Origin of the sequence: Klebsiella planticola ATCC 33531, from assembly GCF_000735435.1 — a bacterium.
GTDB classification, from domain to species: Bacteria; Pseudomonadota; Gammaproteobacteria; order Enterobacterales; family Enterobacteriaceae; genus Klebsiella; species Klebsiella planticola.
Window position 1 is genome coordinate 25159 of record NZ_JMPP01000062.1, and the last position, 8302, is coordinate 33460.

Here is an 8302-nt window from a genome sequence, read left to right on the forward strand (position 1 = left end):
GGGCGTTACTTGTTTTTTGCTTCCAGCGTGGCGAACCACGGGGCGATAAAGTCTTCCGTCTGGCCCCAGCCCGGAATGATTTTACCCAGCGAGGCAACGTTAACTGCCCCCGGCTGCGCCGCCAGCAGCGCCTGCGGAATAGCCGCCGCTTTGAAGTCATAGGTTGCAGGGGTCGGTTCACCGGCAATCTTATTGGCGATCAGGCGCACGTTAGTGGCGCCGATAAGCTTCGGATCCACCGCCACGCTCACCTTCCACGGGCTGCCGGATTCACGCATCAGCTGCAGATCCTGGTTAGAAATATCAATGCTGTAGAGTTTGATTTCGCTGCGACCGTTCTCCTTCAGCGCTTTATAGGCTCCCTGGCTGAACGCATCCCAGGTTCCCCAAATCGCATCGATCTTGCCTTTCGGGTATTTAGCCAGAATCGCACCCACTTTATTGGCGGTATCGCCCTGCACGTCGGACGAGACGGCGCCAATCGACTCCAGCTCTTTAATCCCCGGGTTTTGCTTAAGCAGCGTCTGGTAAGCGGCCTGGCGGCGCTCCATCGGCGGGAAGCCGGCGACCCACAGTTTGATGATGTTGGCTTTGCCGTTGAAGTCTTTCACCAGTTGGCCAAAGGAGAGCTCGGTCAGCGAAGCATCGTCCTGCTGGGTGACGGTGACGCCCGGGATCTCACCGTTGACCGCCGTATCGAATACGGCGACTTTAATTCCGGCATCCACCGCTTTTTTCACCAGCGCGGTCGAGTACGGATCGCGTCCCTGGGAGAGAATAATGCCGTCGTATTTCTGGCTAATCGCCTGGTTAACGAAGTCCTGGAATTTGGCATCATCGCCGTTGCTCAGGAAGGTGCTGATTTTAAAACCGAGCTTTTTACCCTCCTGGATGGCCCCGGAGACAAACTGGGTGGTGTTATCGTCGGATCCAAGATTGCGGATCACCGCGATACGAATCGGGCCGCTATGTTCGGCAATCGCCGCCGGGATCGGCGTCGGGGTTTCAGCAAAGGCCGCCGCAGAGTTGAACAACCCCAATGCGATGAGTGAAAGCGTTATCTTTTTCATGGTGTTTACCCTGTAAAATGTTATGTGCGGCGCTGAAAGTAGGTCAGTGCGAGCGCGCCAGCCAGCACCAGCCCTTTAATAATGTCCATGGCGTAGTACGGCACCGACAGCATCACCAGGCCGTTGGAGAGCACGCCAAGAATCACCGCCCCCACCAGCGTCCCCAGCGCGTTCGGTTTGCCGGAACCCGCCAGCGAAAAGCCAATCCACGCCGCCGCCACCGCATCCATCAGGTAGCCGCTGCCGGCATTAACCTGCGAGGAACCGATGCGCGAGGCCAGTAAAATGCCGCCCAGTCCGGCCAGCAGCGAGGCGATAACATAGGCCGCCACTTTATAGCGGGTGATGCGCAGCCCCGAGAGCCGTGCGGCCTCTGGGTTTCCGCCGATGGCGTACATTCTCCGCCCGTGCGTGGTGAACGAGAGCGCCAGCTGGGCCACCACGGTCACCACCAGCATCACGATCACAATCGTAGGCACCTGTCCCAGCGAACCGAAGGCGGCCGGAATCACGCCTTCCGCCATGTCACCGCTCGGCAATACCATGTTCTCGGTAATCGAGCCGCCGTAGCTGTAGGTCATTGCCACGCCCTGAATCACAAACAGGCTGGCGAGGGTGGCCAGCATGTCGGGAATGCGCAGTACGACAATCAAAAAAGCGTTGAACAGCCCCACCAGCGTACAGAGCGCCAGGGTGACAAGGATCGCCTCGGTAGTGCCGAAGCCGTGCCAGACAAACAGCGAAATCACCAGCGCGTTTGCCAGTGAAGCCGTGGACCCCACCGACAGGTCAAAGCCGCCAATGGTCAACGAAACAGAGACGCCAATCGCAATCACCGTCACGATAGCGATGGAGCGCAAAATGTTGATGATGTTGAACGGGTCGAGGAAGTTGTCCGAGGCGAGGCCAAAAACGGCAATCAGCGCCACCACGGTCAGCAACATGCCCCATTTATAAAGAAAATCAAAAAATCGCTGACGACCCGATGCCGTCGCGTTAACTGCCAGGGCCTTACTCACGCTGCTGCTCCTCCGGTGGAGTAATAAAGAAGTGTCTCTTCCCGGGCCTCAGCGCCCGGAATTTCTGCGACGATACGGCCGTCCCACAACACGCAAATACGATCGCACAATCCCACCAGCTCAGAGAATTCGCCCGAGGCATAGATAATCCCCTTCCCGTCTCGCGCCAGGCCGTCGATCAGGGTGAACAGGTCGGTTTTGGCTTTCACATCGACGCCCTTGGTCGGCTCGTCGAATATCAAGACGTTGGCGTTGCCGCGCAGCCATTTGCCGATCGCCACTTTCTGCTGGTTACCGCCGGAAAGCCGGCGCAGGGTCTGGGCCGGGCCGGTGGTACGAATCCCGATCCGGGCGATCACCTCTTCCGCCCAGCGCCACGCCTGGCGATGGCCGAACAGGCTCCAGCGCGAAAAGCTGTTATCGGCGCTGACCGCCAGATTCATGCCGATCGCTTCTTCGATAAAAATGCCCTCTTTGCGCCGCTCTTCCGGCACCAGCGCCAGCCCGCGCAGCACGGAATCTGCCGGGTCGCGAGGCCGCCACGGCTGGCTGTTCAACTCCCCGCGCGTCAGGCGGCTTTTGCTGGCGCCAAACAGCGCTTTGCACAGTTCAGTTTTTCCCGCGCCGGCCAGGCCGGCGATACCAAGAATTTCGCCTTTGCGCAGACGCAGCGAAATATCCTGCAGCAGCCCCTCATCGTGCAGACCGTCAACCTGTAACAGAATCTCTTCGCCGTGCGGCGGACGTTGCGGCGGGAAGATATCGCTCAGCTCATGGCCGAGCATCTTCTCGACGATCTGCTCGCCGCTCAGATCGTTCATCGGGCTGCTTTCAATCAGCTTGCCGTCGCGCAATACCGTCAGGGTGTCGCAAATAGCCTTCAGCTCATGAATACGGTGGGAGATGAACACCACGCCGATCCCCTGCTGTTGCAGGCGGCGCACCACCGTAAACAGGCGCTCACTTTCATGCTGATCCAACGGCGCGGTGGGTTCATCCAGAATCAAAAACCGGCAATGGTGCGACAGCGCGCGGGCCAGCAGAATCTGCTGTTTCTCCGCCAGGGTACAGCTGTCGATGGGGCGACGCACATCGAGCGTAATATCCAGCTGGGCCAGGGCCTCGCGCGCCTGCTCGCGCACTGCGCGCCAGCTAAAGCCCAGCCCCGGCTCCGCCAGACGATCCAGCATAATGTTTTCCGCAATGGACAGGCCGGGCACCAGCGCCACATCGACTTCCTGCTGCACCAGATGAATGCCCAGCTGTTTCGCATCCCGCGGCGAGCGAACGCTCACCGGCTGATTATTGATGACAATCTCGCCCTCATAATGGGCGTGCGTTCCGCACAGCACCGCCATCAGCGTCGATTTCCCCGCCCCGTTAGCACCGGTCAGCGCGTGTACCGACCCTCCCCGCAGGGTGAACGCCACATTGCTCAGCGCCCTGAAACCGGAAAAGGCCAGATTAATGTTGTTCATCTCAAGACGATTCGCTGTCATCCGCCGGGACCTTTACGATTAATATTCTGATTTAACGAATTTTTCACAGCCGACCTTGACTGACAACTGCGTAAAAGGCATAAGATAAAACGAAATAATATTAGCCATCCGGATGTCCAGACATAACATCAGGTTAGCGAAACGAAATAAGGACAGCGTTCATGAGCAACAGCGATATCCGCGTGGTACCCGGCCCGGCTAACTATTTTTCCCATAACGGCAGCCTTGCCCACCTGCACGATTTTTACAGCGACGAGCAGCTTGCCCGCGCCATCTGGATCTACGGCGAGCGCGCCATCGCCGGTGCGCAGCCCTTCCTGCCGGAGGCGTTTCATGCCGTCGGCGCCAAAAAAGTGCTGTTTAGCGGGCACTGCAGCGAAAGCGACGTCGCGCAGCTGGTCGCGGAAGCCGGAGATGACCGCGCCGTGGTGATTGGCGTCGGCGGCGGCGCGCTGCTGGATACCGCCAAGGCCGTGGCCCGGCGGCTGGGTCTGCCGGTGGTGGCCATCCCGACCATCGCCGCCACCTGCGCCGCGTGGACCCCGCTGTCGGTGTGGTACAACGACGCCGGGCAGGCGCTGCATTTTGAAATCTTTGATGACGCCAACTTCCTGGTGCTGGTGGAACCGCAAATCATCCTCAACGCGCCGGCGGAATATCTGCTGGCGGGAATCGGCGATACGCTGGCGAAATGGTATGAAGCAGTGGTGCTGGCACCGCAGCCGGAAACGCTGCCGCTGACCGTGCGTCTGGGGATTAACGGCGCGCTGGCCATTCGCGACGTTCTGCTGCAAAGCAGTGAAACCGCGCTGGCGGATCAACAGCGCGGCGAACTGTCGCAGGCGTTCCGCGATGTGACGGATGCCATTATCGCCGGCGGCGGGATGGTCGGCGGCTTAGGTGAGCGCTATACCCGCGTCGCCGCCGCCCATGCGGTGCATAACGGCCTGACGATCCTGCCGCAGACTGATAAATTCCTTCATGGCACCAAGGTTGCCTACGGCATTCTGGTGCAAAGCGCCCTGCTGGGTCAGGACGACGTGCTGGCCCAGTTGATCAACGCCTGGCAGCGTTTCAACCTGCCCACCACCCTGGCGGAACTTGACGTGGATATCCACAACCGCGACGAACTGGAGCGGGTCATTGCCCATACCCTGCGTCCGGTGGAGTCGATCCACTTCCTGCCGGTGGAACTGACGCCGCAAAGCCTGGCCGCCGCGTTTGAGAAAGTGGAAAACTTCCGCAGACAGGTGCATTGACGGACAGGAATCTCGCTCTATACCTAATGATGCATCTCCCACTCACAGTACGAGGTCATCATGCAGATCGAGTTAACGGGTAAAAGAGCGTTGGTTACCGGAGCCAGTCGCGGAATTGGCCGCGCCATTGCGCTGTCGCTGGCGCAGGCGGGCGCCGATGTGGTTATCACTTATGAAAAATCCGCCGATAAAGCACAGGCGGTTGCCGACGAGATTGTGGCACTCGGCCGCCGCGGCGCGGCGATTCAGGCCGACAGCGCGAACGCCCAGGCGATTCAGCAGGCCGTCACGCGCACGGTCGAGACCCTGGGTGGGCTGGATATTCTGGTAAATAACGCCGGGATTGCCCGCGGCGGCCCGCTGGAGTCGCTGTCGCTGGAAGATATCGACGCGCTGATCAACGTCAATATCCGTGGCGTGGTGATCGCCATCCAGGCAGCGCTGCCGCACCTACCCGCAGGAGGGCGCATTATTAATATCGGCAGTTGCCTCGCCAACCGCGTCGCCTCGCCGGGCATCGCGGTCTACGCCATGACCAAATCTGCGCTCAACTCGCTGACCCGTGGCCTCGCCCGCGATCTCGGGCCGCGCGGTATTACCGTAAACCTGGTGCATCCCGGGCCGACCGATAGCGATATGAACCCGGCGAACGGGGAGCAGGCCGACTCGCAGCGTCAGCTTATTGCCGTCGGACATTACGGTCAGCCGGATGACGTTGCCGCCGCAGTGACCTTTCTGGCCAGCCCGGCGGCCGGACAAATCTCCGGCACCGGTCTGGATGTTGATGGGGGACTTAATGCCTGAAGGAAGGGCTTAACAACATTTCGCGCCGCCTTTTCCGCCGTAGCGTGCATCCTGTCGCTCGCGGAAGAACTCTTCATAGGTCATCGGCGTTTGCTCAGGATGCGTCTGGCGAATATGCTCGACATAATTATCGTAATCGGGCACGCCAATCATCATTTTCGCCGCCTGACCCAGATACTTCCCGGCTTTCGAAAGGGTATCAAACATAGTGCTCTCTCATGGTCCCCCTTTCCGGCATGCGGAAAGGGGGTGGGGTTTAATGTGCGCGCTTCGCCTGAGCCGCCATCGGCTGTGCAGCGGTAGGTAACGCCTCATAAGGCGTCTCTTTCGCCGTCGGTTTGTCCTCTTTCAACGCCGCCAGCGCGGTTTTGATGGAGAAGAACGCCAGCACCACCACGACCACCATAAAGAAGATGGTTAATCCCGCATCCAGCCGGTTGTTAAAGACCAGCTGCGCCAGCTGTGATTCGGTGTACTGGGCAGGAATATTGCCGCTATCGATCATCGCCTGGAACTTATTGGCAATCGCCAGGAAGCCGACTTTGGTATCCGGACTGAACGACTTTTGCCAGCCGGCGGTCAGGGTACAAATCAACAGCCAGGCCGTCGGCAGCAGCGCGACCCAGGCATAGCGTTCGCGCTTCATTTTAAACAGTACCACCGCACACAGCATCAATGCCATCCCCGCCAGCATCTGGTTAGCGATACCAAACAGCGGCCACAGCGTGTTAATGCCGCCGAGCGGGTCAACAACCCCTTGATGCAGGAAGTATCCCCATGCCAGCACGCAAAGCCCGGTTGCCAGCAGGTTGGCCGGCAGCGAGTTGGTTTTCTTCAGGCCCGGGCTGAGCACGCCCAGTAAATCCTGCAGCATAAAGCGCGCCGCACGGGTGCCCGCATCTACCGCCGTCAGGATGAACAGGGCTTCAAACAGAATGGCGAAGTGGTACCAGAAGGCGACATCCATCAGACCGCCCAACGAGCCGTGCAGGATGTAGGCCATCCCCACCGCCAGCGTCGGTGCGCCGCCGGCTCGCGAGATGATCGACTGCTCACCCACTTCGCTGGCTATCTGGCGCAGCGTGTCCGGCGTAATGCTAAAGCCCCAGCTGCTGACCACCTGCGCGGCAGAGGCCACCACATCGGTGGTGCCAGCCGGCGCCAGCACCGCCATCGGGCTGTTCATCGCAAAGTAGACGCCCGGATCGATAACGCAGGCCGCCACCAGCGCCATGATGGCGACAAAGGACTCCATCAGCATACCGCCATAGCCGATAAAGCAGGCCTGGCCCTCATTCGCCAGCATCTTAGGCGTGGTTCCGGATGAAATCAGCGCATGGAAGCCGGAGACCGCACCGCAGGCGATGGTGATAAACAGGAACGGGAACATGCTGCCGGACCACACCGGGCCTGTGCCGTCAATAAATTTGGTCAGCGCCGGCATGGTCAGCGTAGGGCGCATAATCAGAATACCAATCGCCAGCCCGACGATGGTGCCGATTTTCAGGAAGGTCGACAGGTAATCACGCGGCGCCAGCAGCAGCCACACCGGAAGAACGGCGGCAATAAAACCATAGCCCACCAGAATCCAGGTCAGCTGTACGCCGGTATAATCAAACCACGGCGCCCAGGTCGGGCTTTCCGCCACCCATCCGCCGGAGACAATCGCGAACACCAGCATCACCAGGCCAATCACCGACACTTCGCCGATGCGTCCCGGACGCAGGTAGCGAATGTAGATCCCCATAAAGATCGCCAGCGGAATAGTGAAGGCCACGGTATAGGTGCCCCACGGGCTGTGGGTCAACGCTTTCACCACGATCATCGCCAGTACGGCGAGGATAATCACCATAATCATAAAGCAGGCCACCAGCGCCAGCACTCCGGCGGTTGGCCCCATCTCTTCTTTCACCAGCTCACCGAGAGAACGCCCGTCGCGGCGCGTAGAGACGAACAGCACCATAAAGTCCTGCACCGCGCCGGCCAGCACCACCCCGGCGAGGATCCAGATCATCCCCGGCAGATAGCCCATCTGCGCCGCCAGCACCGGTCCTACCAGCGGCCCCGCACCGGCAATCGCCGCAAAATGATGACCGAACAGCACTTTTTTATCGGTCGGGACATAATCAAGGCCGTCGTTATGCCGTACGGCGGGGGTCATGCGCGTCGGGTCAACCGCCAGCACATTTTTGGCGATGTAGAGACCGTAGAAACGATAGGCGATCAGATAAATGCAGACTGCCGCGACGACAATCCATAACGCATTAATCTGTTCACCTCGGTTTAAGGCGATGTAGCCGAGGGCAAAGGCTCCGACAACCGAGAGCAATGTCCAGATGAGGTATTTCCCTGAATGATTCATCGTTGCGTTCCACCGGTAAGGTAATCAGGATGTTACATTTTGTTTCTAGAACACAACGCCGGGTTTAACAACATTGAAACCGTACAGATGTCGTACAAAGACAGGGATTTATCTCACATTGCTAGCGAGATCACTTCTGGGGGGAAAATGGAATGTATCGTCAGCAAGAAAGCGCTACATGATACGTGGTCAGACAACCCCCGGATCGCGGCGTAAACGCCTGCTCCAGGCAACCTTAGTGCACCGACCCGTCGCCCGGCTAAGCATAGCGCCAGCCGGGAAAACAGGG

General features: G+C 59.4%; 7 protein-coding genes. 2 read left to right on the forward strand and 5 right to left on the reverse strand.

The annotated features are described in order from the left end of the window. Positions 1 to 5 precede the first annotated feature (5 nt). The 3 genes from GRPL_RS02890 to GRPL_RS02880 are packed head-to-tail and all read right to left on the reverse strand — an operon-like array spanning position 6 to position 3588. Positions 6 to 1070 carry a sugar ABC transporter substrate-binding protein gene (locus GRPL_RS02890; protein ID WP_032688934.1) on the reverse strand — a complete coding sequence of 355 codons (1065 nt, stop codon included), beginning with the start codon at positions 1068 to 1070 and terminating at the stop codon, positions 6 to 8. 20 nt (positions 1071 to 1090) lie between these two features. Next, positions 1091 to 2089 (reverse strand): ABC transporter permease, encoded by a 999-nt coding sequence (locus tag GRPL_RS02885; RefSeq protein ID WP_032688935.1) that lies wholly within the window; start codon positions 2087 to 2089, stop codon positions 1091 to 1093. Further along, entirely contained in the window at positions 2086 to 3588 is a 1503-nt protein-coding gene (locus GRPL_RS02880) for a sugar ABC transporter ATP-binding protein (protein WP_032700593.1), read from the reverse strand. The genes GRPL_RS02885 and GRPL_RS02880 overlap by 4 nt, the downstream gene beginning before the upstream one ends. A 161-nt stretch (positions 3589 to 3749) precedes the next feature. On the opposite strand from GRPL_RS02880, the gene GRPL_RS02875 reads away from it, so the two are divergent. Both GRPL_RS02875 and GRPL_RS02870 read left to right on the forward strand, forming a co-directional pair. Continuing rightward, on the forward strand, positions 3750 to 4847 hold the full coding sequence (locus GRPL_RS02875; RefSeq protein ID WP_004859384.1) for an oxidoreductase: 1098 nt from the start codon (positions 3750 to 3752) through the stop codon (positions 4845 to 4847). Positions 4848 to 4907: 60 nt separating this feature from the next. Continuing rightward, positions 4908 to 5651: an SDR family NAD(P)-dependent oxidoreductase gene (locus GRPL_RS02870; protein WP_032688938.1), complete on the forward strand. Its 744-nt coding sequence runs from the start codon at positions 4908 to 4910 to the stop codon at positions 5649 to 5651. Between the two features lie 9 nt (positions 5652 to 5660). On the opposite strand, the gene GRPL_RS02865 is transcribed toward GRPL_RS02870, so the two are convergent. After that, positions 5661 to 5858, reverse strand: coding sequence for a YbdD/YjiX family protein (locus GRPL_RS02865; RefSeq protein WP_032688939.1), 198 nt, complete (start codon positions 5856 to 5858; stop codon positions 5661 to 5663). Between the two features lie 49 nt (positions 5859 to 5907). After that, a complete protein-coding gene (gene cstA / locus GRPL_RS02860) occupies positions 5908 to 8013 on the reverse strand; it encodes a pyruvate/proton symporter CstA (RefSeq protein WP_032688941.1) in 2106 nt (701 codons plus the stop codon). Positions 8014 to 8302: the final 289 nt, after the last annotated feature.

What these genes read in the sequence shown, in the direction of transcription:
- GRPL_RS02890 (WP_032688934.1), bottom strand. Translation starts at nt 1,070, where the DNA reads ATGAAAAAGATAACGCTTTCACTCATCGCATTGGGGTTGTTCAACTCT.
- GRPL_RS02880 (WP_032700593.1), bottom strand. Translation starts at nt 3,588, where the DNA reads ATGACAGCGAATCGTCTTGAGATGAACAACATTAATCTGGCCTTTTCC.
- GRPL_RS02875 (WP_004859384.1), top strand. Translation starts at nt 3,750, where the DNA reads ATGAGCAACAGCGATATCCGCGTGGTACCCGGCCCGGCTAACTATTTT.
- GRPL_RS02870 (WP_032688938.1), top strand. Translation starts at nt 4,908, where the DNA reads ATGCAGATCGAGTTAACGGGTAAAAGAGCGTTGGTTACCGGAGCCAGT.
- GRPL_RS02865 (WP_032688939.1), bottom strand. Translation starts at nt 5,858, where the DNA reads ATGTTTGATACCCTTTCGAAAGCCGGGAAGTATCTGGGTCAGGCGGCG.
- cstA (WP_032688941.1), bottom strand. Translation starts at nt 8,013, where the DNA reads ATGAATCATTCAGGGAAATACCTCATCTGGACATTGCTCTCGGTTGTC.